Below are 26,199 nucleotides of genomic sequence, written 5' to 3'. Positions count from 1 at the left end.
ATGTGCAGGCTGGTATCGGAATTCTTTTGCTTGGTGCAATACGCATTACATCCGCGCTGGCCACACTGCGGATGACTCTCGCGGGCTTACACAAACAAAAGGAATCTCCATGATCAAGCGTGTCTTCCAGCTGGCCGCCCTCGGCCTGTTCGTTTCCGCCTCGGCCGCGCATGCCGCCGCTCCCATCGACAACAGCGCCCTGGACCAGACCGGGTTCCGCGAACACAAGGCGACCTACGGCGTGGTCTACCGCCTGCCCCAGGACGTCAACGCCATCCTGGACGCCAAGATCAACGGCACGCTGAAGGCCGACCTGCTCCAGCTGGGCCTGAAGACCGAGGCCGAAACGCCCAACATGCCGCACGTGACGGTGGTGCACATCCACAGCGCCGACCCTGAAACGCCCGCCCGCATGCTCAAGGCCCTGCCCAAGCCGCCGGCCCCGCTGCAGGTCACGCTGAAGAACTTCTATCCCACCGAAGCCGCCAAGGGCGCGGGCCATCCGTGGTGGCTGGACCTGGGCGTGGTCAAGAGCGGCCAGGGCTTCGAGGACATGATGCGCTACAACACCGTCGCGACCGCCGCGCTGGCGCCGCTGCGCGATGGCCCGCTGCCGCGCGTCACCGGCCCGGTCTACGCCAAGATGGGCGACGCCGGAAAAGACCTGGTCAAGACCATGGGCGTGAGCGGCGTGAACATCATGCAGGACGGCAAGGAAGTGCGCGCGCACAATCCGCACACCACGCTGGTCTACAGCATGGCGCTGTACGACACGCGCCTGCAGGACGCCATGAAGCAGGAGTCCGACAAGTTCAACGCCGTGCTGCCGGACGGCATCAACACCACCTTCAAGGACGTGTCCATCGTCGAGATCGGCTTCGCCGGCAACGTGGTGCGCGAGATCTACCGCGTCAGCCTGGAAGACGGCTCGGCCATCGACGTGGCGACGGGCAAGAAGGTCGGTTCCTAAGCCGCACCGGCTGCGGGAGCGTCCACGCGTTCCCGCAGCACCTCGCGGATCTGCCCGCGCAGCCAGGCCTGCAGCGGCGACGTATGCAGGCGCCGCGGCCACACCATCACCAGTTCGATCTTGCGCAGGCTGGCAGGCAGTTCCAGCGTCGCCAGGGGGAAATGCCGGGCGTGCACCCGCGCCACGCTGGCCGGCATGGTGGTGGCGTAATCAGTGTCCAGCAGCACATAGGGCGTGATGCCGAAGCCGGACAGGTAGGCCGAAAATTCCAGCCGGCTGGCATCCGGCTTGAGCGCGCGGTCGAAGTTGGTTTCGCGGCCATACATGTGCGCGAAGGCGAACCACTTGATGGACGGCAGATCCGCCAGCGCCAGCGCGCGCTTGCCTGCCCAGGGATGCCGCGCCGACACCACGCACACGCGCCGGTCCTTCAGCAGCGTATCGCGATGGAAACGCGCCGGCACCTTGCCGAACAGGCCGATGGCCATGTCCAACCGTTCCGCGTCCAGATCGTCCGGCACGAAGTCTCCGTGCACCGACTGGAAACGCAGCGTGATGCCCGGCGCGGCGCGGTGCAGCCGTTCGATCAGCGGCGCCGCCAGCAGGATCTCGCTGTGCGCGCCGGTGCCGATGTTGACCACGCCGCTGGCCTTGGCCGGATCGAAAGCCTCGGCCGGACGCAGCGCCGCTTCGATCTGCGCCAGCGCGTCATGCACCGCCGAATGCAGTTCCAGCGCCCGCTCCGTTGGAATGAATCGGCCCTTCACCACCACCAGCAAGGGATCTTCCAGCCGGCGGCGCAGGCGCGCCAGGTCACGGCTGATGGCGGGCTGCGTCTTATGCAGCAGGGCTGAACTGGCGGTGGCGCTGCGAGTGCGCATCAGGACGTCGAACGTCAGCAGCAGGTTCATGTCCAGCCGGCGCAGATAGGGCAAGGATTGGGCGTCGCTCATGCCGCCCATACTATGCCTGAAATGCATGCTTTGAAAATTCCATACCATTTTCGACATATATGGCTTGCGCAGCCAGCATTGGGCAAGGCCGCCGGCCTTGGCTACAGTCCGCGGCAGATCGGGGCCTTCCGCACCCGACCCGACTTTCCGGAGACTGCCGCAATGAACCCCTTGGGCCCGACCGCCGCGCGCTGGCGCGCTTCCCCCCGCCGCTGGATGGCGGCCGCGCTGGCCGGCGCAGCGCTGCTGGCGGGCGCAGCCCAGCCGGCCGCCGCCGCCTTCCCCGAACGCCCCGTGACGCTGGTGGTGCCCTTCCCCGCCGGCGGCACGCCCGACATCCTGGCCCGCATCCTCAGCGACAGCCTGGCCAAGCGCCTGGGCCAGCCCCTGATCGTGGAAAACCGCGCCGGCGCCGGCGGCAACATCGGCGCGCAGGCGGTGGCGCGCGCCGCGCCCGACGGCTACACCTTGCTGATGTGCGCCTTCGGCTGCACGGTCGCGCCCTCGCTCTACCAGCCCGCGCCCTACGACATCGTCAAGGACTTCGCGCCCGTCGCCATGGTCGGCACGGTGCCCAGCGTGCTGGTCGTCAATCCCAAGGTGCCGGCGCAGACCGTGGCCGAGCTGCTGGCCTACGCCCGCGCCCATCCGGGCAAGCTGAACTCGGCCTCGTCGGGCGTGGGCGGCTCGGCCCACCTGGCCACCGAACTGCTGAAGCTGCGCACCGGCATCGACGTGGCGCACATCCCCTACAAGGGCGCCGGACAGGTCGCGGCCGATCTGCTGGGCGGCCAGGTCGACATGTATTTCGACAACCTGCCGGCATCGCTGGCGAACATCCGCGCGGGCAAGCTGCGGGCCCTGGCCGTGGCCAGCGCCAAGCGCGCGCCGGCCATTCCGGACGTGCCGACCTTCGCGGAGGCCGGCGTGGCCGATTTCCTGATCACGCCCTGGTTCGGCATCATGGCGCCGGCCGGCACGCCGGACGCCACGCTGGCCGCGCTGCACCAAGCCTTCAACGACGCCTTGCAGGCGCCCGAGGTCGCCGCCAAGATGCGCGAACTGGGCGTGGAAACCGCCGCCGGCCCGCGCCAGGCGCTGGGCGACTTCGTGCTGGCCGAGACCGCGCGCTGGAAGGACGTGATCCAGGCCAACCACATCCGGGCGGAATGATGGCGGACGAACCCGGCCGCGCCGCATCGGACGCGCTCGCGCCGATCCGTCTGCGCGACATGGGCGCCTTCCATGTCGGCGGGCGCGAGGTCAGCTTATCCGGTCTGCCGCGGCGCGAAGTCGTCATGGCCGAGGGCGGCCAGCCCGTCGCGCTGGACCCCAACGGCACCTACCGCGTCGAGCAGATGTACGCGCAGTACTTCCTGGCCGAGCCGGCCAGCGGCCGCCCGCCCCTGGCCTTCTGGCATGGCGGCGGCATGACCGGCGCGGCGTGGGAGACCACGCCCGACGGCCGCCAGGGCTGGCTCCATGCCTTCCTGCGGCGCGGCTGGGACGCCTATCTCTGCGATGCCGTGGAACGCGGCCGCTCGGGCTACGCGCCGGTCCCCGAGATCTGGCCGGAAGGCCCCATCGTGCAGGCGCAGGAAGACTGCTACACGCGTTTTCGCATCGGCCGCCCGGGCGCCCGCCCCGGCCCCGGCAGCGCCTATGGCAATACGCAGTTCCCGGTGGAAGCCTTCGGCGAGCTGGCCGCGCAGATGGTGCCGCGCTGGGTGCATACCGACGCCGCCGTCCTGCGCGGCTATCTGGCCTTGCTGGAGCGGGTCGGCCGCATGATCGTCATCTGCCATTCGCAGGCGGGCGTATTCGGCATCCGCGCGGCCGCCGCCCGGCCCGATCTGGTGCGCGCCGTGGTGGCGCTGGAGCCGGCCAGCATCCCGGAACTGGACGCCGGCTACCGCACGCCCACGCTGATCCTCATGGGCGACAACATGGACACGGACCCGCGCTGGCCGCGCATGCGCGAGCGGGTGCGCGATTTCGCGCGGCGGCACGCTTGCGTCACCCTGCTGCCGCTGCCCGAACTGGGCATCGCCGGCAATTCGCACATGCTGATGATGGACCGCAACAGCCTGGACCTGGCCGCCCGCGTGCACGACTGGCTGATGGCCCTGCCGCCCGCCTGACATCCCCGCTGCGGACGGGTCCCGCCTGCTGCCATTTCGTGGCAGCATTATGGATCCGTCATCCCCGTCCGCCCCCATGTCCCGCACCGAACGCCTCCTGGGCCTGATGCAGACCTTGCGCTGCCATCGCCGCCCCGTCAGCGGCCGCCAACTGGCCGCCGACCTCGGCGTCAGCATCCGCACGCTGTACCGCGACATCGCCACCCTGCAATCGCAAGGCGCCGAGATCGAGGGCGAACCAGGCGTGGGCTACGTGCTGAGGCCGGGTTTCATGCTGCCGCCGCTGATGTTCAGCACCGAGGAGATCGAGGCGCTGGTGCTGGGCACCCGCTGGGTGGCGGACCGCGCCGACCCGCGCCTGGCGCAGGCCGCGAGCAACGCGCTGGCCAAGATCGGCGCCGTGCTGCCAGGCGAACTGCGCGACGGGCTGGACGCGATACCGCTGCTGGTCGGTCCCAGTTCGATGCAGGTGGTGGACCGCGTGGACCTGTCGCTGATCCGCCAGGCCATACGCTGCGAACAGAAGATCGACATCACCTACCGCGACGACAAGGGCGCCGATTCCACGCGGGTGATCTGGCCGTTCGCGCTGGGTTTTTTCGACAGCGTGCGCATCGTCATGGCCTGGTGCGAACTGCGCCAGGATTTCCGCCATTTCCGCACCGACCGCATCGCCACGCTGACGCCCGGTGAGCGTTATCCCAAGCGCCGCCATGCGCTGCTGAAGGAGTGGCGCGCGATCGATCGCACGCCAAAGAATCGCGGCTGAAAACACGGCTGAAAGCTACTGCCAAAAACTGACAGTACCCCTGTCTAAGATGAGCGCGTCTACCACCCGGAGCGCATCATGTCAGACACCAATTTCGTGATTTTCTACGTTGAAAAGCCCGCCGCCAGCGCCGCGTTCTACAGCGCCCTGCTGCAGCGTCCGCCCATGGAAAGCTCCCCCACCTTCGCGCTGTTCAGGCTGGATTCCGGCCTGATGCTGGGCCTGTGGTCGCGCTACACGGTGGAACCTGCCGCCGCCGGCCGCGGCGGCGCCACCGAACTCGCCTTCACCGTTGCCGACGCGCAGGCGCTGGACCGCCGCCACCTGGACTGGAGCCTGCGCGGCCTGCCCATCCTGCAAGCGCCCACCGACATGGATTTCGGCCGCACCTTCGTGGCGCTGGACCCCGACGGCCACCGGTTGCGCGTGTTCGCGCCAGCGCCTCAGGAACAGGCTGCGGAGCAGCCCGCGCCGGCCATGGCCAGCGCTTGAAGCGCAGTCATGCCGCGCGCTCATGAAATACGGGCCTGAGGCGCTGGCCCCAGGCCCGTGGCTGAACCGGGCGTAGCAATGTCAGGAACGCTGGCCGCGCGGGGTCAGCGCCACCGCTTCGCCACGCCTGCGGAACAGCAGCTGGTACAGCACGGCCAGCACCACCAGGAAGGGCACGCCGAACACCAGCGTCATCTTGAAAACGCTGGTGAAGTAGGTGGTGGCCAAAATGGCCAGCATCGCGCCCGCGCCCAGCAGCGTCAGCACCGGAAAGCCCGGCATGCGGAACGACAGCTTGCCGCCGCCTTCGCGCGCCCAGCGGCGGCGAAAGCAGTAGTGGGTCACGAAAATCATCATCCACGTAAACAGCGCGCCGAACATCGAAATCGCCATCATCAGCGTGAACGAGGTCTCGGGGTACAGCACGTTCAGCACCGCGGCGATGGCAATGCCGCTGGTGGACAGCAGCAGCGCGTTCAGCGGCGTGCCGCTGCGCGTCAGCTTGCCGAACGCGGACGGCGCATGGCCGGCGCGCGACAGGCTGAACATCATGCGCGTGGTGATGTAGAGCTGGCTGTTCATGGCCGACAGCGCCGCCACCAGCACGATGAAGTTGATGACGCCTGCCGCGCCCGGGATCTCAAGCGCCTGCATCACCTTGACGAAGGGGCTGCCGCCCTTGCCGGCCTCGTCCCAGGGCACGATGGCCAGGATCAGCGCCAGCGTCAGCAGGTAGAACACCACCAGCCGGACGATGGTGGCGCGGAACGCCTGCTTGACCGCGCGCTCGGGGTCTTCGGCCTCGCCCGCCGCCACCGCGATCATCTCCACGCTGAGATAGCTGAAGATCGAGATGACCACGGCGATCCACATGCCCCAGACGCCATTCGGGAAGAACCCGCCATGCGACGTGTACAGCGCCGTGCCGTACTGCGGATTGCCCCAGACCACGTAGGCGCCCAGGATGATGAAGGCCACGATGGCGGTGATCTTGATCGTGGAAAACCAGTATTCGACCGTGCCGAAGGTCTTGACGCTCATGGCGTTGATGAAGATCAGCGCCGCCGAGAACAGGCAGACCCACTGCCAGCCGGGCACGTCCGGGAACCAGAACTTCATGTATTCCGCGACGGCCGTGACTTCGGTGCCTACCGCCAGCACCACGCAGGACCAGTACGCGTAGCGCACCAGAAATCCCGCCAGCGGGCCGACGTAGTGTTCGGCATAGGCGCCGAAGGAGCCCGAGGTGGAATGCGCCACCGTCATTTCCGCCAGGCAGCCCATCAGCAGCAACGTGATCAAGCCGCCGATGGCATAGCTGATGATCACGCTGGGTCCGGCAAAGCCGATGGCGAACTTGCTGCCCAGGAACAGGCCCGTGCCGATGGCGCCGCCGATGGCGATCATGCTCATCTGCCCCGACGTCAGCCGCCGCTTCAGGCCCTGCTCGCGTTCGGCGATCTGGCCGAATCCTTTTTGTTGTTGCATTGTCTCCTCCAGGTCCCGCGCTCTCTTTGTGGATACAGGGCCGGTTTGGCCCGCGCAATGGGGTTATGTTGCGGCGCTCAGGTCACGGCGGCGCGGTGCTTGAATTCCGGCTTGTCCCAGGAACGCGTGTCCAGCACGTCCTTCAGGATGTCGACGGCGTCCCAGACGTCGGCATAGCCGAAATACAGCGGCGTCAGGCCGAAGCGCAGCACCTCGGGTTCGCGATAGTCGCCGATCACGCCGCGCGCGATCAGGGCCTGCATCACCTCGAAGCCGTTGGGATGGCGGAAGCTGACATGGCTGCCGCGGTCGGCGTGCTTTCGCGGCGTCACCAGCGTGAGAGGATGGCCGGCGCAGCGCTCTTCGACCAGCGCGATGAACAGGTCGCCCAGCGCCAGCGATTTCTTGCGCACCTCGGCCATGTCGGCGGCATGCGCCACGTCCAGGCCGCATTCCACCAGCGACAGCGACACGATAGGCTGGGTGCCGCACAGATAGCGGCGCACGCCGCCGGCGGGCTCGTAGGCCACGGTCATGTCGAACGGCCGCGTGTGGCCCCACCAGCCGGACAGCGGCTGCCAGAAGTCCTTGGTGTGGCGCGGCGCCACCCAGATGAAGGCGGGCGAGCCCGGGCCGCCGTTCAGGTATTTATAGGTGCAACCCACGGCGAAGTCGGCGTCCGCGCCGTTCAGGTCCACCGGCACCGCGCCCGCGGCGTGAGCCAGGTCCCAGATCGCCAGCGCGCCGCGCTCGTGCGCCAGCGCGGTCACCGCGGCCATGTCGTGCATCTGGCCGCTGCGGTAGTTCACGTGCGACAGCAGCATCACCGCCACGGACTCGTCCAGCGCCTTTTCCAGCGGCAGCTCGTCGTCGATCAGGCGCATTTCGTAGCCCTGCTGCAGCAGGTCGATCATGCCCTGGATCATGTAGAGATCGGTCGGAAAGTTGTCGCGTTCGGACAGGATGACGCGGCGCTTGGGGTGCTGGTGCTGCTGGATGCGCAGGGCGGCGGCCAGCGCCTTGAAGATGTTCAGCGAGGTCGTGTCGGTCACGACCAGCTCGCCTTCGCGCGCGCCCAGCAGGCGGCCCAGCTTGTCGCCCAGGCGGGTGGGCAGTTCGAACCAGCCCGCGGTATTCCAGCTGCGGATCAGGCCCGAACCCCATTCCTGGCCGATCACGGCGGCGGCGCGGCCGGCGGCCTCCTTGGGCAGCACGCCCAGGGAATTGCCGTCCATGTAGAGGACGCCGGGCGGCAGGTCGAAACGGTCCTTCAGGGGCGCCAGGGGATCCTGGCGGTCGGCATTTACGCAGGCTTCACGGGTGTTCATTCTGTGCTCCGGGGGGGGCTATATTCTGGGTACATACTATCAGCGCGATCAGGCTGATAAATTGCAAATTCAGGCGCGGATTACCCTAGGTTTCCGCATTGAATTGCACATAATCCACTTTTTTGGAATTTGATTGCACCATGCAGATCGACGCCATAGACCAGCGCATTCTTTACCGGCTGCAAGAGAACGGCCACCTCAGCAACCAGGACCTGGCCGAGCAGGTGGCGCTGTCGCCCTCGGCCTGCCTGCGGCGGGTGCGCGCGCTGGAAGAAAGCGGGCTGATCCGCCACTATCGCGCCGTGCTGGACGCCGAAAAACTGGGGTTCGAGCTGGAGGCCATCGTCCATGTGTCGCTGGACCAGTCGCGTCCCGGCTGGCACGAGGAATTCCTGGCCGGCATCGCCCTGCATGACGAGATCACCGAGGCCAGCATCGTGACGGGCGCGTCCAACTACATCCTGACGGTGTGCACGCGCAACCTGAAGGCGTTCTCACAGTTCGTCGAAGACAAGCTCAGCAAGATCCCGGGCGTGCGGAACCTGTCCTCGCATATCGTCATGCGCAAAGTGAAGGACCGCGGCGGCATGCTGCCGCTGGCAAGCTGGCGCTAGCGGCCCGCTGAAACCCCGCTCAGGCCGGGCTCAGCCGCAGGAAGCCGAACACCGTCACGAAGTGGCAGGCGGTGCCGCCCATGACGAACAGGTGCCAGATGCCGTGGGCATGCGGCCAGCGCTGGTCGTTGGCGTAGAACAGCGTACCGGCGGTATAGACCGCCGCGCCCGCCAGCAGCCAGGCCAGCCCAGCCGCGGACAAGGCGCCCGCGATCGGCGCGGCGAACATCACGCCCAGCCAGCCCATCGCCAGATAAAGCGGCAGCGCCGGCGCCGCGCCCCGCGCCCACCACAGCTCGCGGCTGATGCCGACCGCCGCCAGCAGCCAGATCGCCACGCCCATGGCCGCGCCCCAGCCATGCTCCACCGGCCCGTAGGCCAGCGGCGTGTACGTGCCGGCGATCAGCAGGTAGATCGCGCAATGGTCGGCCTTGGCCCACCAGGCCTTGCGGCGGCCGCGCGAGCAATGGAACAGTACAGAAGAGGCATAGACGGCGATCATCGACGCGGCGAACACGGCGCAGGCAACCACCTGCCGCGTGTCCACCTTGAGTTCGGCGGCGCGGGCGATCAGGGCGCCCGAAGCGGCCACCGCCAGCGCCAGGCCGGCCAGGTGCGTCGCGCCGTTGAATCGTTCGCCCTTGTACATGCACGCCCTCCGCCCGCCGGCCACGCGCCGGCGCCATCCATGATGGCGCCCTTGTGTGACAGGCCGAGGTCAGGACGCGCGGCCGTCAGGAAACGAAGTCCACCGCCGCCGGATAGCCTTCCAGCGCGCGCGCCGACAGGATCGCGCGCTGCACCGCGATCGCCATCGCCTCGGCCGCCATCACGCCCAGCAGCATCACGTTGCCCGGCTTGCCGGACGTGCCCGTGCCCAGCGCGAAGATGGTGTCGCCATCCAGCATGGTGTGGATGGGATTGATGGTGCGGGCCAGGCCGTCATGCGCCATGCCGGCGATCTTCTGCGCCTGCGCCTTGGTGAGCTTGGCGTCGGTGGCGACCAGCCCTATGGTGGTGGCGGTGCCTGGGCGCATGGACTTGGGCAAATCGCCCGCCAGGATCGCGGCGCGGGTATCCAGCAGCATCTTGCCGTCGGCGGTGCGCGCGCCTGCCAGGACGCGCCCGGTGGCCGGATCCACCACGTCACCCACCGCATTGACCGCGACGATGGCGCCCACCGTCACGCCCGCCACGGTCAGCGAGGCGCTGCCGATGCCGCCCTTCATGGCGCGCTTGGGACCGTACAGCTTACCCACCGTCGCGCCCGCCCCCGCGCCCACGTTGCCTTCCTGCGGCGCGGCGTCCGTGGCCGACTTGCAGGCCTGGTAGCCCGCGGCCGCGTCGGGCCGGATCGAGGCGTCGCCCACGCCCAGGTCGAACAGGATGGCCGAAGGCACGATGGGCACGTGCGCCACGCCCACGTCGAAGCCGATCTTCTTTTCTTCCAGATAGCGCATGACGCCCGAAGCCGCATCCAGGCCGAAGGCGCTGCCGCCGGACAGCACCACGGCGTGCACTTTCTCCACCATGTTGACGGGATTGAGCAGGTCGGTTTCGCGTGTGCCCGGCGCCGCGCCGCGCACGTCGACCCCGGCGGTCGCGCCGGCCTCGGCGATGATGACGGTGCAGCCCGTGGGCCGGCGCGTGTCGGTGTAGTGCCCCACCCGCAAACCCGCCACCTGCGTGATGCTGCCGCTGCCCGGCATCAGCCGCGTGCCGTCCGCGGCCTGGGCGGGCATTGCGCTTGCTGCTGCCGCGCCTGCGGCCGCGATCATGAAAGCCCGCCTGTTCCATTGCTGTTCCACACCGATCTCCACTGAAGTCCTGCCTGGATGAACCCCGGCGGCAACGCGCCGGAGCATGGGTATCGCCATATGACTTGCCGCTATATTTTTACTATTCCTTATGCTTTGTGGAAAAATAGACGCGTTGTTAGAGTGCGGCTACGCCGGAGGGCATTGCAGGCACGGATGCTCTCCACCGAGATATCTGCCATCCGTGGAGCACCGCCATGAAACTCTTCCGTACGCTGTTCGTCGCCGGCCTCGTCCAGGTCGCCGCCTTGTCCGCGGCCCATGCCCAATCCGGACTGGACCAGATCAAATCCGCCGGCGTGTTCAAGATCGGCACCGAAGGCACCTACGCCCCCTTCACTTTCCACGACGCATCCGGCCAGCTTACCGGGTTTGACGTGGACATCGGCCGCGCCATCGCGGAACGCCTGGGCGTCAAGGCGCAATTCGTCGAAGGCAAGTGGGACGGCCTGATCGCCGGCCTGGACGCCAAGCGCTACGACGCGGTGATCAACCAGGTCGGCATCACCGACGCGCGCCGCGCCAAGTACGACTTCTCGGATCCCTACATCTCGTCCGCCGCCGTGCTGATCGTGCGCGACGACAACACCAGCATCAAGTCCTTCGACGACCTGAAGGGCAAGAAATCCGCCAACACGCTGACCAGCAACTTCGGCAAGCTGGCGCAACAGCACGGCGCGGAAGTGATTGCTGTGCAGGGCTTCAATGAAGCCATCGACCTGCTGACCTCGGGTCGGGTCGAGGCCACGGTGAACGACAACCTGTCGTTCCTGGACTTCAAGAAGCAGAAGCCCAATGCCAAGGTAAAGATCGCCGCCACCGACAAGACCGCCGAGTTCAGCAATTCGGGCGTGCTGATCCGCAAGGGCAACCCCGAACTGCAGGCCGCCATCAACAAGGCGCTGGCCGACATCAAGGCGGACGGCACCTACAAAACCATCTCGGTCAAGTATTTCGGCACGGACCTGTCGGCGCAATAAGCGAGCGGAGCGCATATGACGCTACCCCCCTGGCTGCAATCCGTCCTGCCCGACTGGCTGCTGGCGCAACTCGGCAACTGGGCGGTGCCGGCCTGGGTGCAACTGATGCTGGACTCGTTCTGGCCCCTGCTGCACGCGGGGCTGATGTTCACGGTTCCGCTGACGCTGATGTCATTCGCGCTGGGCCTGGCGCTGGCCTTCGTGGTGGCGCTGATCCGGCTGTTCGGACCGGCGCCGCTGGTGGCCGTGGTGCGCTTCTACGTCTGGCTGATCCGCGGCACGCCGCTGCTGGTGCAGCTGTTCGTGATCTTCTACGGCCTGCCCAGCGTCGGCATCGTGCTGGATCCGCTGCCGGCCGCGCTGATCGGCTTCACCCTCAACGTGGGCGCGTACAACTCGGAAGTGATCCGCGGCGCCATCGAGTCCATCACCAAGGGCCAATGGGAAGCGGCGTACTCGCTGAGCATGACGCGGGCGCAGGCGCTGCGCCGGACCATCCTGCCGCAGGCGGCGCGGGTGGCCGTGCCGCCCCTGTCCAATTCCTTCATCGCGCTGGTCAAGGACACCTCGCTGGCGGCGGTGCTGACCGTGCCCGAGATCTTCCAGGCGGCGCAGCGCATTGCCGCCGTCACCTATGAACCGCTGATCCTGTACACCGAGGCGGCGCTGATCTACCTGGTGTTCAGTTCCGTCCTGTCCGCCGCGCAGGTGCGCCTGGAACGGCGCTTCGGCCAGCACGCGGTCTTTACCGAGAAAAACCGATGATCCGCCTGGAAAAGATAGAAAAGGCGTTCGGCGGCAATCCCGTGCTCAAGCAGGTGGACGTGAGCATCGCCGAAGGCAGCGTCACCGCCCTGATCGGCCCGTCCGGCAGCGGCAAGAGCACCTTGCTGCGCTGCGTGAACCTGCTGGAAGTGCCGGACCGAGGCACGCTGGAGATCGGCCCGGAAACGGTGCATTTCGAACCCGGCCGCAAGCTCTCGCGCGACCAGGTCCAGCGCGTGCGCAAGCAGACCGGCATGGTGTTCCAGAACTTCCAGCTGTTCCCGCACCAGACCGTGATCGGCAATGTCATGGAAGGCCTGCTGACCGTGCAGAAGTGGCCGCTGGACCGCGCGCGCGCCCGCGCCGAGGAATTGCTGCGCAAGGTCGGCATGCTGGAAAAGCGCGACGCCTGGCCCGCCAACCTGTCGGGCGGACAGCAGCAGCGCGTGGCCATCGCCCGCGCGCTGGCGCCCGCGCCGCGCGTGCTGCTGTGCGACGAGCCGACCTCGGCGCTGGATCCGGGCCTGGCCGCCGAAGTGGTGGACGTGCTGCGCCAGCTCGCCGCCGAAGGCATGACCATGCTGATGGCCACCCACGACCTGCGCCTGGCGGCCAGCGTATCGCGCGAAGTGGTGTTCCTGCTGGATGGCTCGGTGGTCGAATCCGGCGACTCGCGCACGCTGTTCAGCCAGCCGGCGGACCCGCGCACGGCGGCGTTCATATCGACGCTGACGCAGGATGCCGCGCTGTAGGACGGCAGGAGCCGGTGGGGCGAGCCCCCGTCAGGCCCGCCGTCCCTGCCGTCTCAGCCCTCCTGGCTTTCCATTGCCCGAAAATCGAACAGCGTTGCAGGTTCGGCCGCGATGACCCGCGCGGCGATATCGCGCCGCAGTTCGGCGTGAACGCGCTGGGCGTTCGGCGCGGGATTTCCCAGCAAGTCAAAAAATTCCGGCGGCAGCACGCCGGGGCGCAACACGCCCTGGACGCTGCGCGCGCCGCGGCGCAGATGGAAGCTGTATGACTTGTCCGCGCCGCGGCTGTAGCGCGCTTCGGGCAGCGTCAGGTCCACCTCGTAGCAACCGCGCGTGACGGCGCGCGTGACGAATTCGAATGCGTCGCGCACGCCTGGGCCGGGATGCCCGCTAATGACGGACAACTCCTTGCGCGGCACTGGCACGCCATCCTGTTCCAGCCTGGACAGCGCGCCGCGCAGACCCTGGAAAGTCAGCGCCAGCATGGCAAGCGCGCCATGGCCATGATAGGCCTGGACCGCGTCGAAACAGATGGGCAGCGGCCCTTCCTCGGCCATCACGGTCAATGAGGAAACTTGTTGTTCAGGGGTGATCATGGATTCTCTCCGTATCGTGCGCGGCGACGGGCCGCCGCCATGGCGGCCCGCCTGCGCGTGGGTGGGTCTGGGATTGAATGACGCGCCTGGGCGCGCCGGGGCGGACAAGCCGACTCAGAAGCGCGTGCGCAGCGTCAGGCTGAAACTGCGGCCGGGTTCCAGCAGCGGATTCAGATCCGTCATGGCGTAGGCCACGTTGGATGAGGTCGCCGCGGTGCGGTAGGCGCGGTCGAACAGGTTGTTCACGCCCAGCACGACCTGGGTATTGCCTAGCTGCGGCAGCCCAAGGCGATCCAGCTGGAACTGGGCGTAAAGATTCACGACGCCAAAGCCCGCCGCCGGATACTCCGCGCGTTCCGCGTAGCGGCTCTGGCCCTTGGCCCATTGCAGTTCGCCGCTCAAGGCATAGGCTTCATTGGGGCTCATGTATTGCAGGCCGACCAGGCCGCTGAAGGGCGCGATCGATTGCAGCGGCGTGTCGGTCGTGCGGTTGGTGCCGTACAGGTAGCTGGCGTTGCCGTACAGGTTGACCTCGCGGCTCAGCTGCCAGCGCCAATCCAGCTCCAGGCCCTGGATCCGCGCCTTGCCCACGTTGCGGCGCTGCGTGGCGGGCAGGCCTTCATAGGTGGTGGTGACGTTCTCCAGAAAGTCGCTGTAGTTGCTGCTGAAGGCGGTCAAGCCGACGGTGGCCTGCTCGAAGTGCAGCCGGGTGCCGGCCTCCACGGTCACGCCGCGCTCCGGTTTCAGGCCCGGATTCGGAATGGTGTAGCTGGTGCCGGTATAGCCGCTGCTGAACATCTCCGAGGTCCACGGCATGCGGAACGAGCTGCCCACGCTGCCCAGCAGTTCGACGACTTCGGTGGCGCGGTAGGACAGCCCCAGGCTGCCGGTGGTGGCGGTCTCGGTCGTGTTCTGCGCGGCGCGGAATGCCGGCAGCAGATTGGGCGACGGCAAGGGCTCCAGTCCCACGTCGGACTTGAACCAGTCGAACCGGCCGCCAGCAGTAACGGTCCATTTGGGAGCGGGTTTCCACTCCGTGGTCAGGAACGCGCCGACGTTGGTCTGGTACTGGTCCGGTCCGGTCTTGACGTAGGGCGTGCTGGTGGTGGTGGTGCCGTTGGGACGACGCACCGTGATATCGCTGCGCGATTCCGATCCGGGACGGCGCTCGTGCATGAAGTCCAGGCCAAAAGTCGTATTGGTGTCGGCCCAAGGCACCGTGGCGGCCACGCTGCCGCCCCACACGACGGGACCGATCACGTTGTTGCGCGCGTCGACCACGCGCGCCGGATTGGTTTCGTTGTGCGTAGCCATGACGGTGCCGAACTCGTTCACATAGACGCTGGCCTTGAGCGCGCTGATGGCGCCGTCGAACTCGCCGCTGTAGGCCAGCCTGCCCTGCTTCACCTTGAGCGGATCGCGGCGGCTATAGCTCAGCGGATACGGCGGCACCGTGCCGGCCGCGCCGTCCTTGACGTAGGCCACGCGGGCGCTGGCCTCGATGCGTTGGCGCGCATCCGGCATGTAGCCCAGCACGATGCCCCCGCCCGCGCCGCGGAAGTCGCTGTTCGGCACTTCGCCCGCCGCGCTGTCATAGTTGCTGGCGCGGCGTCCGGTGGCGTAAACGCGCAGGTCGAAGCCGTCGCCGGCGCCTTCCAGCGCCACGTTGCTCTGCACGCCATCGCCGTTGGTGTTGTACGTGACCGAAGCCTCGCCGCCGTTCAGGCCAAAGGGCTGGCTCAGGTTGCCGTGCGCCCGCTTGGTTACGAAATTGACCAGCCCGCCCAGGCCATCGCTGCCGAAGCGCGAGGAGTTCGGCCCGCGCACCACTTCGACTTGTTCGATCTCGGTCGGACTGATCAGCATGAACTGCAGCGTATTGCGGCCGCGGAAGCGGTCGCCGTCGATGAACATCGGCACCCGCATGTCGTTGGTGTTCAGCCCGCGCAGGAATAGCGTACCGGCGATGCCCCCACTGCGGCTGATGGTGGCGTTGGGCACGCGGCCCAGCAGGTCCAGCGTGCTCATCGTGTTCAGCCGGTCGATGTCCTGGCTGTCGACCACGCTGACTGCCTGCGTGACATTGTGGTCGATCGAGGCCGCGGGCGGCGTCGCCCCCATCGGCCGCAGGCGGCCGTCATCGGGCTGGCCTTCGGCCGTGACCTGGATCGACGGCAGTTGCGGAACGTCGGCGGCGGCGCTGGGCGCGGCCATGGCGGCGGTCAGCAGTCCGGCGCCGACCAAGGGGGCATACAAATAGGAGCGTTGCATACAAGCACACAAGAGAGAGGGGCAAAATCGGAATGGGCGCGGAGAGCCGCGCTGCGTCAGCCGGGAGGGATGTCCTGACCGACGGCAGGCGTGGAATCCTTCAACCAGGGCAGAAACCCGCGCAGGAAGCGGCTGGACGCCGGCATGAAATAGCTGCCGTGGTGGTACATCGGGTCCAGCGAGGTCACGATCAGCCGGCCCGGCGTGCTGCACCTGTCTTCGTACAGCACCGATCCGGCGCCGGCCTTGTCGATCAGGGACAGCGCGCCCGGCGGCGGCGCGAAGGAACCGTGCTGATGCCAGGTGGCGTCGGCCAGCGTCAAATAGCGGAACAGCGGATGTTCGGGCGCCGCCAGGCGCAGGCCGGAGTCGGCGTCCGGCTCCTTCCACCACCAGAAGTTCACTTCGGACGGGGTCCAGCGCACGCCGTCCAGCCAGCGTTCGGAATGCGTTTCGCCCATGGCGACCAGGGTCTTGCCCGCGGCCAGGAAGCGGCGCCAGAGTTCCCGGTGCGGCGTCAGCAGATCCGGATTGCTGCGGCAGGACACGATCAGCGCATCGCAGCCCTCCAGCGCGGCCGGGTCCAGGTCGCGGATGTATATCGTGCGGTCGATATGCGGCATCAGCTCCGGCGTGCGGAAGGTGCGATGGTGGTAATAGGTGCCGGCGTCCAGCGCCGCGATCACGGGGGTGGGGCCTGCAGTCATGCCGCATCTCCGTTCAGCCAGGCGCACAGTTGCGGGACGATGCGGCCGGCGCTGTCGGCGCTGCCGGCATACATCCACAGGTCATTGCCGGAATGCACCAGCAGCCGCCCGCCGCCCGGCAGGGCCAGGATCCAATCGATGGCCTGGGCGTCAGGTCCCAGCGTGTTGAGGACCAGCGCGCCGGCCGGCGCGGGGTTGCTGCCGCGGGCGTAAAAGCCAGCCACGCCGCGGCGGAACGTCAGGTGCTCGGGATCCACGCCGTCAAAGAGCGGATGGGGCGCGGCGCGCTGCACTCGCAGGCCCGCGATGCCCGCGCCGGAGCCCGGCACGAAGGGCGCGAGCCAGCGCAGAAAGGGATAGGCAACATGGCCGTTGAAGACCAGCGTGCCGCCCGATTCCAGATAGGCTTCCAGCAGCGCGCCCTGCTGCAACAGATAGCGCTGGTCCGTGTGTGCCGGGAGCAGCAGCGCGCGGAATCCGGAAAGATCGCGCTCATGCAGTTGATACAGCGGCACGCAGGCCGCGCGCGGCGCGGCGCCGCCGGTCAGCGCGGCGGGACCGTCCCCGCTCCAGTTGTTCAGGTAGGCAATCTTGTTTTTCATGATTCAACGGAAGACGGGGATCACGCCGACGATGTCGCCGGACTCGCCGTGCAACGTGGCCACGCGCACCGGCAGGCCATACAGGCGGCTCAGGCGCTCGTCCACGCACATGCTGGCGGTGGGGCCGGTTTCGCAAGCGCCGGCATGCATGAGCAGGGTCTGGTCGGCGATGTGTTGCGCGTGCTGCGGCTGGTGCGTGGTGAAAACCACCGCCAGGCCCTGCTCCTGCGCCAGCCGGCGCAGCAGCGACAAAACCACGTCCTGGTTGCGCAGGTCCAGGGCCGCCGCGGGCTCGTCCAGGATGATGATGGGACTGGCGCTGGCCAAGGCGCGCGCAATGCAGGCCAGTTGTTGCTCGCCGCCGCTCAAGGCGTGGAACGGGCGGTCCGCCAGATGCCCCAGGCCGACCTGCCCCAGGCAGTCGCGAGCGATGCTCCAGTCCCGGGCGCCAGGCGCCGCATACCAGCGCAGATGCCGCGCGCGCCCCATGCTGACCATGGTCAGCACGTCGTAGGCGTAGAGCGTGTCGCTGCGCTGCGGAACATAGGCGGCGTGGCCTTGCAGGCGCACGGTGCCCGCGGCAGGAGGGTTCAGCCCCAATATCGTGCGCAGCAGCGTCGTCTTGCCGCGCCCGTTCGGCCCCAGCACGGCCAGGATCTGGCCCGCGGGCAGACTCAAGGACAGGTCGCTCAGCAGGCGCCGGCCGCCTGCCTGCACGGACAGTTGTGCAAGTTCAAGCATGCTGCGCCCCCTTGCTCTGGGCGCGGCGCAACAGCCATGCGAACAGCGGCGCGCCGATCAGCGCGGTAATCACGCCCAGCGGAATCTCGGCGCTGGTGGCGCTGCGGGCCACGGTATCGACCCACACCATGTAGGTGCCGCCGATCAGGGCGCTGGCCGGCAGCAGCACCCGGTGGTCGGGGCCGACCAACATGCGCGCAATGTGCGGCACCACCAATCCCACCCAGCCCACCGTGCCCGATACGGCCACGCTGGCCGACACCACCAGCGTGGCGCAGCCCAGCAGCAGCCAACGCAAGGGCTCCACGGCGATACCCATGGCGCTGGCCTGCTCGTCGCCCAAGGACAGCACGTTGATGCGGAAACGCAGCGCGACCAGCAGCGCCATGCCAGCCACGATGGGCGGCACGGCGGCCGCCAGCTTGACGTAGGTTGCGGTGGCGAAGCTGCCCATCAGCCAGAACACGATGGCCGGCAAGCTGTCGTTCGGATCCGCGAAGTACGTGGTCAGCGATATCAACGCGGAAAAGAAGGCGCTGGTCACCACGCCCGCCAGCACCAGCATCAGGATCGTCGTGCGGCCGTTGGAACGGCCCAGCAGATAGACCACGGCCACCGCCAGCAGGCCCCCGGCAAACGCCAGGCCCAGCGTTGCCCACAGCGATGAGAACAACAGGATCGCCGCGCAGCCGCCAAACGCCGCGCCCGAGGAAATGCCCAGGATCTGCGGCCCGACCAGCGGATTGCGGAAAGCGCCTTGCAGCGCCGCGCCGCACATCGCCAGGCTGGATCCGGCCAGCACCGCCAGCAGCACGCGCGGCAAGCGCACCTGCATGACGACGCGATGCTCCGTGGCGCCGACCGACGGCAGCCAGTTCGCCAGGCCGTCCGGCAATGCGAGCCCGGCCAGCACGCTGGACACCTGCGACAGCGCCAGGGGGTAGCGGCCGACGCACAGCGCCGCCAACACGGACGCCGGCAGCGCCAGCGCCATCAGCAGCCACGACCACGCCCACAGCCCCGGCCGCGCGCAAGTGCCCGCGGCAGGCGTGCGCGCCGTTTCAACGGAAGCGTTCATAGCCCGCGGCTCCCTCGTTCATTTTCAGGCGCAGCACTGCGTCGACCTCGCCAGCCGCAGGCTGATATCCATAGAGTTCGCCGTAGGCCCGCGCGATGTTGTCCCGCAAGGGCCAGGAGAATTTTTCCGGGTGCAGCAGCATGCTCAGCCACTGCCAGTACAAGGGCGATTCCTGGCTGGGGGGATCCCACAGATAGCCGCCCATCGGCACCTTGTAGACGCGGCGATCGCGCACGGCGGGGATGTCGGCAAACAGCGGGTCGCCATACAGGGTTTCGGGCGTCAATCCCGATTCGAAGTTGTTCAGCAGGATCACCTCGGGCGCCCAGGCCATGATCTGCTCGATGTTCACGGTCTGGCCGCTGGCGATGGCAGCCGAAACATTGCGCCCGCCCGCCAGGGTGATGTCGTCCTCGAAGCTGGTGTTGCCGCCGGCTGCGCGCAGCTGCGGCGCATAACGCGACAGGTACAGCACCCCCGGCCGCTTGGCGGCCGGAATGCCATCGGTGACGACGCGGATGTCCGCGCGCACCTGATCGCGCCAGCGCAACTGGGACTGCGCGCGAGCCTCCTGCCCCAGCGACTGGCCCATCAGGCGTATCCATACGCGGGTACGGTCTTCGGTGCCGTACACCAGCGCCGCGGTCGGCAGTCCGGCATTGCGCAGAGGTGCGATCAGATCGTCGCCCATGTGCCCCCACTGCCACACCAGATCGGGCTGGATCTGCAGCAGCGTTTCCACATTGGGCACGAAGCCGGACCGGGTGATGTCGGTGCGCACCTGGGCCGTGGCCGGAAAGATCCGCGCCAGCAGCCCGTCCTTCATCAACCCGTGGGCGCTGGGATGCATGCCGGCCAGGCGCTGTGCGCCCCCATCCAGCGAGATGAGCAGCGATCCGGCCGGCATCGGCAGGGTCACTGCGCGTTGGGCTGGCGCTGACAGGCTCACGGGATTGCCCAGCATGTCCTGGAACACGATGGGCGCCGCGTTGGCGGCGGACGACAAGAAAACCCCTGCCGCCGCGGCGGTGCGGAAATACGCTGAGATGGTCATGTGGGAGTGGGTTGCGCAGCAAAGGCCGGTCATTGATGGCGGCCTCCGCAGTGGTACCATTACAAATAAGAATCAATCGCATTAATTCTATTTGCCAGAGCCCCCAGACCAAATGACTATTGTCAATTCACGATCCGCGCTCTTGATCGCGGCGCTGCGCCAGCATCCCTGGTTCGATGGCGTGGACGATGCCGCCCTGCTCGCCCTGGCGGGCGGCAGCCGCTGGTTGGAGTTCAACGCGGGCGACACGATTTTTTCGGAAGGCCAGGCGGCCTCCTCCTGCCTGCTGGTGTGCGCGGGATCGCTGCAGGGCGTGCGCTACACGGCGGATGGCGGCGACAAGGTATTCGGCCATGTCGGGCCGGGCGGCTGGCTGTCCGTTTCCACGCTGTTCGAGGCCACGCCGCGGCACCTGCACGGCGTGCGCGCGCGTACCGAGGGCAATGGCTGCCTGCTCAATGCCGCGGCATTCCGCCAGCTCTGCCTGAACGACGCGCGCTTCGCCTGCCGCGTCATGGCGCATTGCGCCAACCTGATCCGCCATCACACGGATCAGATCGATTGGCTGACGTCGAGTTCGGCCGAGGAACGCCTGGCCGAATACATCCTGCGCGCGGGCAAGCCGCAAGACAACCGGCCCGTGGTGCTGCCGCTGAGCCATTCGCAGATAGCGGTCAAGCTGGGCATGCGCGCCGAAACGCTGAGCAGGATATTCTCGAAATGGCGACGCCAGGGCTATATATCGGACCGCCGCGGCGAGCTATGCATCCTGCAGCTGGATTCGCTCAAGCAGCTGGTGCAACTCTAAGCGCCTACTTCGGCGGCAGGGACCCCGCCGGGTCGACCGCCTGGCCGTCGTAGCGCAGCTCGAAATACAGCCCGACCTGCTTGCTGTCGCTATTGCCCATTTCAGCGATCTTCTGCCCCTGGCTGACGCGCTGCCCTTCCTTGACCAGCAGCTTGCTGTTGTGGGCGTAGATGCTCAGGAAGCTGGCGTTGTGCTTGACGATGACCAGGTGGCCATAGCCGCGCAGGCCGCTGCCGGAATAGGCCACGGTGCCTTGCGCCGCCGCCACCACCGGCGTGCCGGAGGAATTGCTGATGACGATGCCGTTGGAACCCGAACCGTCATAGCCGCGCGTGACCTTGCCCTGGGCGGGCCAGACCAGCGAGATCGCCCCCGGCGGGGCGGTGCGGCGCTTGGCGGTCGAGGTAGACGACTTGGGCGAAGGGGCAGGCTTGCCGCGCGCCTTGCTGGGCGCGGTGGACGTGCTGGCCTGCCCAGCCGGCGGCGCCACCCGCAACAATTGCCCGACTTCGATGGCATTGGAATTCGACAGATTGTTCCAGCGCACCAGATTGCTCACGCTGGTGCCCTGCTTGCGCGCGATCTGGGTCAGCGTGTCGCCCGACTGCACACGGTAGTAGCCGGGCTGGACCTTGGTGGTGCCGCAGGCGGACAGCAGGGCCAGCAGCGCCACGGCCAGCACGCACATCCACAAGCGGAAGGACGGCCTGCCCCGGCGTACGGCAGCGGGCAACGTGGAAAGAGGCAGGGTCTGGGCGGACGAGGAAAGCACTGAAACCTGAGGCACTGAGTGGGATGTCGGGAGATATTTGAGTGCGTTCAAGGGTACCAAGATTTTGGCGGGCCATGGGCGCCGGCGTCAGATGCTTGCGCCGGTCGCGCGGGATAGAATGCCGCCATGACCCGCCTGATCCGCCTCCAGCACCTCGGCAGCGCCGCACGCGCGCGGGGCGTGCTGTGGCTGGCGCTTCTGGCCCTGGCGCTGCGCGCGCTGGTGCCGGCGGGCTACATGCCCGACGCCCGGGCGCTGCACGACGGCCGGCTTGAAGTCACGTTCTGCTCGGCCGCGGGCGACGTCTCCGCGCTGACGCTGGCGTTGTCGCCCGGCGACAAGAACAAGGCCGGCCACGATGCCGCCGATGCCGGCGCGCTCTGCCCCTTCGGCCTGCTGGCGCACGTCGCGCCCGCTCCGGCCCCCGCGCTCACCCCCCTGCTGCTGGCCGCCGGCCGGCACGCACTGCCCGCGCCTGCCAGCGCCGCCCCGCCCGCATCCACCGCCGCGGGACCGCCGCTGGGTTCCCGCGCTCCTCCACGCCTCGCCTGACTCCGCCTGCACGCGCGGCCCCGCCGCGCCCCTGGACGAACCGTCAACCGACGAGGTTTTCATGCATTCCCCCTTTCTGCGCGCGCCATCCGGCGCGGCGCGCTCCCATGCGCCCGATCCGCGGCGCCGCCTGCTGCTGTCCTCTTTCGCCCTGCTGGCCTTGGCAGGCTGCGGCCCCGATGCGCCCAAGCTGCACGGCATGGATCTGTCCGGCATGCCGTCCGGCGACTTCCAGCTGCAGGACACCGAGGGCCGCGAGCGCAAGCTGGCCGACTACGCCGGCCAGCCGATCATGCTGTTCTTCGGCTTCACGCAATGCCCGGACATCTGCCCCACGGCGCTGACCCGCGCCGTCGAGATCAAGAGCCTGCTGGGCGCGGACGCCAAGAAGCTGCGCGTCCTCTTCATCACCGTCGATCCCGAACGCGACACGCCGGAAATCCTGCGCGCCTATACCCAGGCCTTCGATCCCGACTTCGTCGGCCTGCGCGGCAATGCCGAGCAGACGCGCGCCGCCGCGCAATCGTTCAAGGTCTTCTACCAGAAGGTCGCGACCGGCTCGTCCTACACCATGGACCACACCGCGCTGACCTACGTCATCGACGCCAGCGGCAAGCTGCGCATCGCCCTGCGCCATCAGCAAAGCGCGCAGGAATGCGTGGACGACCTGCGCACCGTGCTCTGACCAGAATCTATATATAGAGGCAACCCTCATGAAAAACACCACGATCAAATCCCTGGCGGCCACCGCCTTCGCCTTCTGCGCCCTGGCCGGCGCCAGCCCTTCCGCGTTGGCCCAGGATGCCGCCCTGAAGGTGGACGACGCCTGGGTGCGCTCCACCGTGCCCAGCCAGCACGCCACCGGCGTCTTCATGCGCCTGACCTCCGCCTCCGGCGGCCGCCTGGTCGGCGTGGAATCGCAGGCCGCCAAGCACGTCGAAATTCATGAAATGGCGATGCAGGACAACGTCATGAAGATGCGCCAGGTGCCGGGCATCGCGCTGCCCGCGAACCAGACCGTGGAGCTCAAGCCCGGCGGTTATCACGTGATGCTGATCGATCTGGCCGGCCAGATCTCGCCCGGCGAGCACGTTGCCCTGACGCTCATCGTCGAGGATGCCGACAAACGCCAGCGGCGCGTGCCGGTGGACGCGGTGGCGCGTCCGCTGAACGCGGCAGCCGCCCCGACCGCCGGCCACGGCCACTGAGCCCGCAGCGTCCCCTGAAAGTGGCTTGACAGCTATGCTGCACGCCTGAAACAGCTTCATTGCAACAAGGCCGTCCTGCGTGCAACGCCGCGCCGCGCGCCGGGTCGAATTGGAAAAGGTCCGGCGCGCGCCATCGCGGCGCGCCCGGCCAGGCTTTCCCGCATCCAGGAATCGCCCGCAGGCAGCATCGCGGACGTCGGCGCGGCCGGCACGATGGCCGCAAGCTTTGATTGCCAGGAGCGTTTCATGAAGACCCTCAGCAAGACCTTATTGCTATGCGCCGGCTTGGCAGCCGCCGGGGCCGTGCAGGCCCAGACCACGCAGTACACCCACGACCTCTACGGCGACTGGCGCGTCACCTACGCCGCCCCCGCCGCCAAGACGGCGGACCAGGTCAGCGCCGAACTGGCCCAGGCCAAGGCCAACGGCCAGTACACCTTCGGCGACGAAGACTATCCTCCCCCGGTCATGTCGCACCAGTCTGAAAGCCGCGCCCAGGTTGAGCAGGAATTGCAGCAGGCGCAGATCCAGGGCCAGATGGCGTCCGACGAGGAAGACTACCCGCCGCCCGCGATGGCCCATAGCGGCACCTCTGATATCCATTGAGACAGAGGCCGGAACGGTGGCAGGTCCGGGCGTCACGCAGGCATATCAGGGACACATTGATTGCCCGCTGACCGGCGGCGGCGCCTGATTCGCCATACAATGCCAGCACATCCACCGCCGCCCTGCCTGAAGGCGCGGCGGCAGCCGGCCCAGCCGCCGCGCGCCGGATGCCAGCGTTCCGCGCAGCCGGGCGCGTGCCCGCCGGCAGCCTGCCGGCACCTCTGTGTCTGGATATGCCCGGTAGTTCCGCCTTTTCATTCCTGCGTACCCTCTGCAGCCTGCGCTGGCTCGCCATCGCGGGCCAAGCCGCCACCATTCTGCTGGCCAGCAGCGTCCTGGGCCTGGCCCTGCCGCTGGAGCCGCTGTGGATCGGCGTCGGCGCGCTGATCGGCTTCAACGCCTACGCCAGCCTGCGCCTGCGCCACCGCCGCGACCTGTCCCACGCCACCGCCTTCGGCCATCTGTTCGTGGACATGGCGGTGCTGGCCTGGATGGTGGGCTGGAGCGGCGGCATCAGCAATCCCTTCGGCATGATGTTCCTGATCCTGACCGCGCTGGCGGCCCTGGCGCTGCCGCGCAACTGGGCACTGGCCGCGGCCGTGGCGGGCATCTCGGGCTACGCGGCGGCCGCGATCTTCGGCCAGCCCCTGCGCGGCGACGTCGACACCCACACCCTGCTGCTCTGGGGCATGGGCGCCAACTTCCTGATTTCGGTGGTGGTGGTGCTGGTGTTTTCGACCCGCCTGGCCTCGGACCTGCGCGACCGCGAGCGTGAACTGGCGCGGCTGCGCGAACGCTTCACCCGCAACGAAGGCATCGTCGCCCTGGCCACCCACGCCGCGGCGATGGCGCATGAATTGAACACCCCGCTGGCAACCATGACCCTGCTGGCCGACGAGATCGCCGCCGAGGTCAAGGACGAAGACCTGCGCGCCGACGTCTCCACGCTCAGCCAGCTGCTGGCCCTGTGCCGGGAACGTATCCGCAATCTGGCGGTCCCAACCGCGGTGGACCTGGTCCGCGTGGTGGGGCAATGGCGCCTGATCCGGCCGACCATCGATCTGCAGCGCTCGGGCACCCTGCCCGGCAGCCTGCGGGTCGATCCGGCCATCGCCCACCTGCTGCAGGCCCTGCTGAACAACGCGGCGGACGCCGGCGAAGCCGCCGACGCGCCCCGCGTGGACCTGCATCTGGAGTACGGTTATGGCGCCTTGCGCGGCGAAGTCAGGGACTACGGACGGGGCTTCGATCCCGACCAGACGCTGCTGCCGGCGACCAGCCTGTTCAACAGCGGCAAGCCGGGAGGGCTGGGCGTGGGCCTGGCGCTGTCGCACGCCACGGTGGAACAGATGGGCGGCGAAATGACCATGACCGCCGCCGAAGACGGCGGCACGCGTATCCGCTTTTACCTCCCGCTGGGGAGTACCGGGACTTGAGTGCAATGAACCCAACCGATCTTGGCCTGCTGATCGACGACGACGAACTGTATGTGCGCACCCTGCAGCGAAGCCTGTCGCGCCGCGGCCTCGAAACCCGAACCGCCACCGGCATCGCCGAGGCGCTGCGCGTGGCCGAGGAAATCCGCCCCGCCTTCGCCCTGGTCGACCTGCGCCTGGGCGAAGACTCCGGCCTGACCCTGATCCGCCCGCTGCGCGCCCTGCGCGCCGACATGCGCATCCTGCTGGTCACCGGCTATGCCAGCGTGGCCACCGCCGTCGAGGCCATCAAGCGCGGCGCCGACGACTACCTGCCCAAGCCCGCCACCGCGCCGATGATCCTGCGCACCCTGGGCCTGGTGAAGCCGGAAAACGTTACGATCGAAACCACTATGACGCCGTTGCACCGCCTAGAATGGGAGCACATCCACCAGGCCCTGCACGAAACCGGCGGCAACGTTTCGGCGGCGGCGCGCCTGTTGGGCATGCACCGGCGCTCCCTGCAGCGCAAACTGGCCAAGAAACCGGGGCCGGAACGCGAAGTGCTCATCGACTGATTTGTGCGGATGCGACAAATTGTCGCAGACCCCACATGTGCGGGTGCGACATATCGTCGCACCCGGGAACCTGGCAGCAAGCCCCTGCTCCCCTAGGAAAACCCTGAATCTGTTCCCCTTGGGGCGGAATCCTCCCAGGCAA

Annotated in this window: 29 protein-coding genes; 16 read left to right on the top strand and 13 right to left on the bottom strand. The window is 67.9% G+C overall.

The features are described from left to right. Window positions 1-109 precede the first annotated feature (109 nt). Window positions 110-970, top strand: a complete 861-nt coding sequence (locus IAG39_RS06105) for a hypothetical protein (protein WP_059377730.1) — start codon at window positions 110-112, stop codon at window positions 968-970. Here IAG39_RS06105 and IAG39_RS06100 read toward each other — a convergent pair. Further along, a complete protein-coding gene (locus IAG39_RS06100) occupies window positions 967-1,923 on the bottom strand; it encodes a LysR family transcriptional regulator (protein WP_059377956.1) in 957 nt (318 codons plus the stop codon). The two genes, IAG39_RS06105 and IAG39_RS06100, sit on opposite strands and share 4 nt — an antisense overlap. Before the next feature lie 162 nt (window positions 1,924-2,085). On the opposite strand from IAG39_RS06100, the gene IAG39_RS06095 reads away from it, so the two are divergent. From IAG39_RS06095 to IAG39_RS06080, 4 genes are all read left to right on the top strand, one after another. Beyond that, window positions 2,086-3,096, top strand: coding sequence for a tripartite tricarboxylate transporter substrate binding protein (locus IAG39_RS06095; RefSeq protein WP_187774082.1), 1,011 nt, complete (start codon window positions 2,086-2,088; stop codon window positions 3,094-3,096). Beyond that, on the top strand, window positions 3,093-4,064 hold the full coding sequence (locus IAG39_RS06090) for a hypothetical protein (RefSeq protein WP_059377728.1): 972 nt from the start codon (window positions 3,093-3,095) through the stop codon (window positions 4,062-4,064). The genes IAG39_RS06095 and IAG39_RS06090 overlap by 4 nt, the downstream gene beginning before the upstream one ends. 76 nt (window positions 4,065-4,140) lie before the next feature. Beyond that, entirely contained in the window at window positions 4,141-4,833 is a 693-nt protein-coding gene (locus IAG39_RS06085) for a helix-turn-helix transcriptional regulator (protein WP_118934795.1), read from the top strand. Window positions 4,834-4,911: 78 nt separating this feature from the next. Next, complete coding sequence (locus IAG39_RS06080; protein WP_118934793.1) at window positions 4,912-5,325, top strand: VOC family protein; 414 nt, start codon at window positions 4,912-4,914, stop codon at window positions 5,323-5,325. 81 nt (window positions 5,326-5,406) lie between these two features. Here the strand turns inward: IAG39_RS06080 and IAG39_RS06075 are convergent, their stop codons facing one another. Continuing rightward, window positions 5,407-6,813: an amino acid permease gene (locus IAG39_RS06075; protein WP_118934791.1), complete on the bottom strand. Its 1,407-nt coding sequence runs from the start codon at window positions 6,811-6,813 to the stop codon at window positions 5,407-5,409. Between the two features lie 77 nt (window positions 6,814-6,890). Beyond that, a complete protein-coding gene (gene kynU, locus IAG39_RS06070) occupies window positions 6,891-8,141 on the bottom strand; it encodes a kynureninase (protein ID WP_059377717.1) in 1,251 nt (416 codons plus the stop codon). A 140-nt stretch (window positions 8,142-8,281) separates the two neighbouring features. On the opposite strand from kynU, the gene IAG39_RS06065 reads away from it, so the two are divergent. Further along, window positions 8,282-8,755, top strand: a complete 474-nt coding sequence (locus IAG39_RS06065; RefSeq protein ID WP_059377705.1) for an Lrp/AsnC family transcriptional regulator — start codon at window positions 8,282-8,284, stop codon at window positions 8,753-8,755. A 19-nt stretch (window positions 8,756-8,774) separates the two neighbouring features. On the opposite strand, the gene trhA is transcribed toward IAG39_RS06065, so the two are convergent. Both trhA and IAG39_RS06055 read right to left on the bottom strand, forming a co-directional pair. Next, window positions 8,775-9,404, bottom strand: a complete 630-nt coding sequence (gene trhA, locus IAG39_RS06060) for a PAQR family membrane homeostasis protein TrhA (RefSeq protein WP_118934789.1) — start codon at window positions 9,402-9,404, stop codon at window positions 8,775-8,777. An 85-nt stretch (window positions 9,405-9,489) separates the two neighbouring features. Then, window positions 9,490-10,533, bottom strand: a complete 1,044-nt coding sequence (locus tag IAG39_RS06055; protein WP_059377950.1) for a P1 family peptidase — start codon at window positions 10,531-10,533, stop codon at window positions 9,490-9,492. A gap of 236 nt (window positions 10,534-10,769) precedes the next feature. Here IAG39_RS06055 and IAG39_RS06050 point away from each other — a divergent pair, with 236 nt between their 5' ends. The 3 genes from IAG39_RS06050 to IAG39_RS06040 all read left to right on the top strand — a co-directional run bounded on the left by IAG39_RS06050 (window position 10,770) and on the right by IAG39_RS06040 (window position 13,069). Then, window positions 10,770-11,552 carry an amino acid ABC transporter substrate-binding protein gene (locus IAG39_RS06050; RefSeq protein ID WP_013395870.1) on the top strand — a complete coding sequence of 261 codons (783 nt, stop codon included), beginning with the start codon at window positions 10,770-10,772 and terminating at the stop codon, window positions 11,550-11,552. An 84-nt stretch (window positions 11,553-11,636) separates the two neighbouring features. After that, entirely contained in the window at window positions 11,637-12,317 is a 681-nt protein-coding gene (locus IAG39_RS06045) for an ABC transporter permease subunit (RefSeq protein WP_054452260.1), read from the top strand. Next, a complete protein-coding gene (locus IAG39_RS06040) occupies window positions 12,314-13,069 on the top strand; it encodes an amino acid ABC transporter ATP-binding protein (RefSeq protein WP_118934788.1) in 756 nt (251 codons plus the stop codon). Before IAG39_RS06045 ends, IAG39_RS06040 begins: the two co-directional genes overlap by 4 nt. Before the next feature lie 53 nt (window positions 13,070-13,122). Here the strand turns inward: IAG39_RS06040 and IAG39_RS06035 are convergent, their stop codons facing one another. The 7 genes from IAG39_RS06035 to IAG39_RS06005 form a co-directional block, all read right to left on the bottom strand. After that, window positions 13,123-13,665 (bottom strand): hypothetical protein, encoded by a 543-nt coding sequence (locus IAG39_RS06035; RefSeq protein WP_118934786.1) that lies wholly within the window; start codon window positions 13,663-13,665, stop codon window positions 13,123-13,125. A gap of 114 nt (window positions 13,666-13,779) precedes the next feature. Beyond that, complete coding sequence (locus IAG39_RS06030) at window positions 13,780-15,936, bottom strand: TonB-dependent receptor (RefSeq protein WP_118934784.1); 2,157 nt, start codon at window positions 15,934-15,936, stop codon at window positions 13,780-13,782. Between the two features lie 56 nt (window positions 15,937-15,992). Next, window positions 15,993-16,643 (bottom strand): hypothetical protein, encoded by a 651-nt coding sequence (locus IAG39_RS06025; RefSeq protein WP_118934782.1) that lies wholly within the window; start codon window positions 16,641-16,643, stop codon window positions 15,993-15,995. Then, complete coding sequence (locus tag IAG39_RS06020) at window positions 16,640-17,245, bottom strand: hypothetical protein (RefSeq protein ID WP_118934781.1); 606 nt, start codon at window positions 17,243-17,245, stop codon at window positions 16,640-16,642. The genes IAG39_RS06025 and IAG39_RS06020 overlap by 4 nt, the downstream gene beginning before the upstream one ends. Window positions 17,246-17,248: 3 nt before the next feature. Continuing rightward, on the bottom strand, window positions 17,249-17,986 hold the full coding sequence (locus tag IAG39_RS06015) for an ABC transporter ATP-binding protein (RefSeq protein ID WP_118934779.1): 738 nt from the start codon (window positions 17,984-17,986) through the stop codon (window positions 17,249-17,251). Continuing rightward, window positions 17,979-19,064, bottom strand: a complete 1,086-nt coding sequence (locus IAG39_RS06010) for a FecCD family ABC transporter permease (RefSeq protein ID WP_223283507.1) — start codon at window positions 19,062-19,064, stop codon at window positions 17,979-17,981. Before IAG39_RS06010 ends, IAG39_RS06015 begins: the two co-directional genes overlap by 8 nt. Continuing rightward, window positions 19,048-20,118: an ABC transporter substrate-binding protein gene (locus IAG39_RS06005; protein ID WP_118934777.1), complete on the bottom strand. Its 1,071-nt coding sequence runs from the start codon at window positions 20,116-20,118 to the stop codon at window positions 19,048-19,050. Before IAG39_RS06005 ends, IAG39_RS06010 begins: the two co-directional genes overlap by 17 nt. A gap of 112 nt (window positions 20,119-20,230) precedes the next feature. Here IAG39_RS06005 and IAG39_RS06000 point away from each other — a divergent pair, with 112 nt between their 5' ends. Next, the gene (locus IAG39_RS06000; RefSeq protein WP_165867971.1) at window positions 20,231-20,926 is read left to right on the top strand and encodes a Crp/Fnr family transcriptional regulator; all 696 of its coding nucleotides are present in this window, start codon (window positions 20,231-20,233) and stop codon (window positions 20,924-20,926) included. A gap of 4 nt (window positions 20,927-20,930) precedes the next feature. Here the strand turns inward: IAG39_RS06000 and IAG39_RS05995 are convergent, their stop codons facing one another. After that, window positions 20,931-21,614: a M23 family metallopeptidase gene (locus IAG39_RS05995; protein WP_059377697.1), complete on the bottom strand. Its 684-nt coding sequence runs from the start codon at window positions 21,612-21,614 to the stop codon at window positions 20,931-20,933. A gap of 264 nt (window positions 21,615-21,878) precedes the next feature. Here IAG39_RS05995 and IAG39_RS05990 point away from each other — a divergent pair, with 264 nt between their 5' ends. The 6 genes from IAG39_RS05990 to IAG39_RS05965 all read left to right on the top strand — a co-directional run bounded on the left by IAG39_RS05990 (window position 21,879) and on the right by IAG39_RS05965 (window position 26,057). Then, window positions 21,879-22,250, top strand: a complete 372-nt coding sequence (locus IAG39_RS05990) for a DUF2946 family protein (protein WP_262422095.1) — start codon at window positions 21,879-21,881, stop codon at window positions 22,248-22,250. Between the two features lie 61 nt (window positions 22,251-22,311). Next, entirely contained in the window at window positions 22,312-22,935 is a 624-nt protein-coding gene (locus IAG39_RS05985) for an SCO family protein (RefSeq protein ID WP_059377692.1), read from the top strand. A gap of 28 nt (window positions 22,936-22,963) precedes the next feature. Beyond that, window positions 22,964-23,458 (top strand): copper chaperone PCu(A)C, encoded by a 495-nt coding sequence (locus IAG39_RS05980; RefSeq protein ID WP_118934929.1) that lies wholly within the window; start codon window positions 22,964-22,966, stop codon window positions 23,456-23,458. 246 nt (window positions 23,459-23,704) lie between these two features. After that, window positions 23,705-24,064: a DUF4148 domain-containing protein gene (locus IAG39_RS05975; protein WP_118934927.1), complete on the top strand. Its 360-nt coding sequence runs from the start codon at window positions 23,705-23,707 to the stop codon at window positions 24,062-24,064. 233 nt (window positions 24,065-24,297) lie between these two features. Further along, window positions 24,298-25,500, top strand: coding sequence for a HAMP domain-containing histidine kinase (locus IAG39_RS05970; protein WP_059377685.1), 1,203 nt, complete (start codon window positions 24,298-24,300; stop codon window positions 25,498-25,500). A gap of 5 nt (window positions 25,501-25,505) precedes the next feature. Further along, the gene (locus tag IAG39_RS05965) at window positions 25,506-26,057 is read left to right on the top strand and encodes a response regulator transcription factor (RefSeq protein WP_042794894.1); all 552 of its coding nucleotides are present in this window, start codon (window positions 25,506-25,508) and stop codon (window positions 26,055-26,057) included. Window positions 26,058-26,199 lie beyond the last annotated feature (142 nt).

Source organism: Achromobacter xylosoxidans (assembly GCF_014490035.1).
Taxonomy (GTDB): domain Bacteria; phylum Pseudomonadota; class Gammaproteobacteria; order Burkholderiales; family Burkholderiaceae_B; genus Achromobacter; species Achromobacter bronchisepticus_A.
Note: the sequence above shows the minus strand (reverse complement) of the source record. Positions and strands in the feature narration are given on the sequence as shown.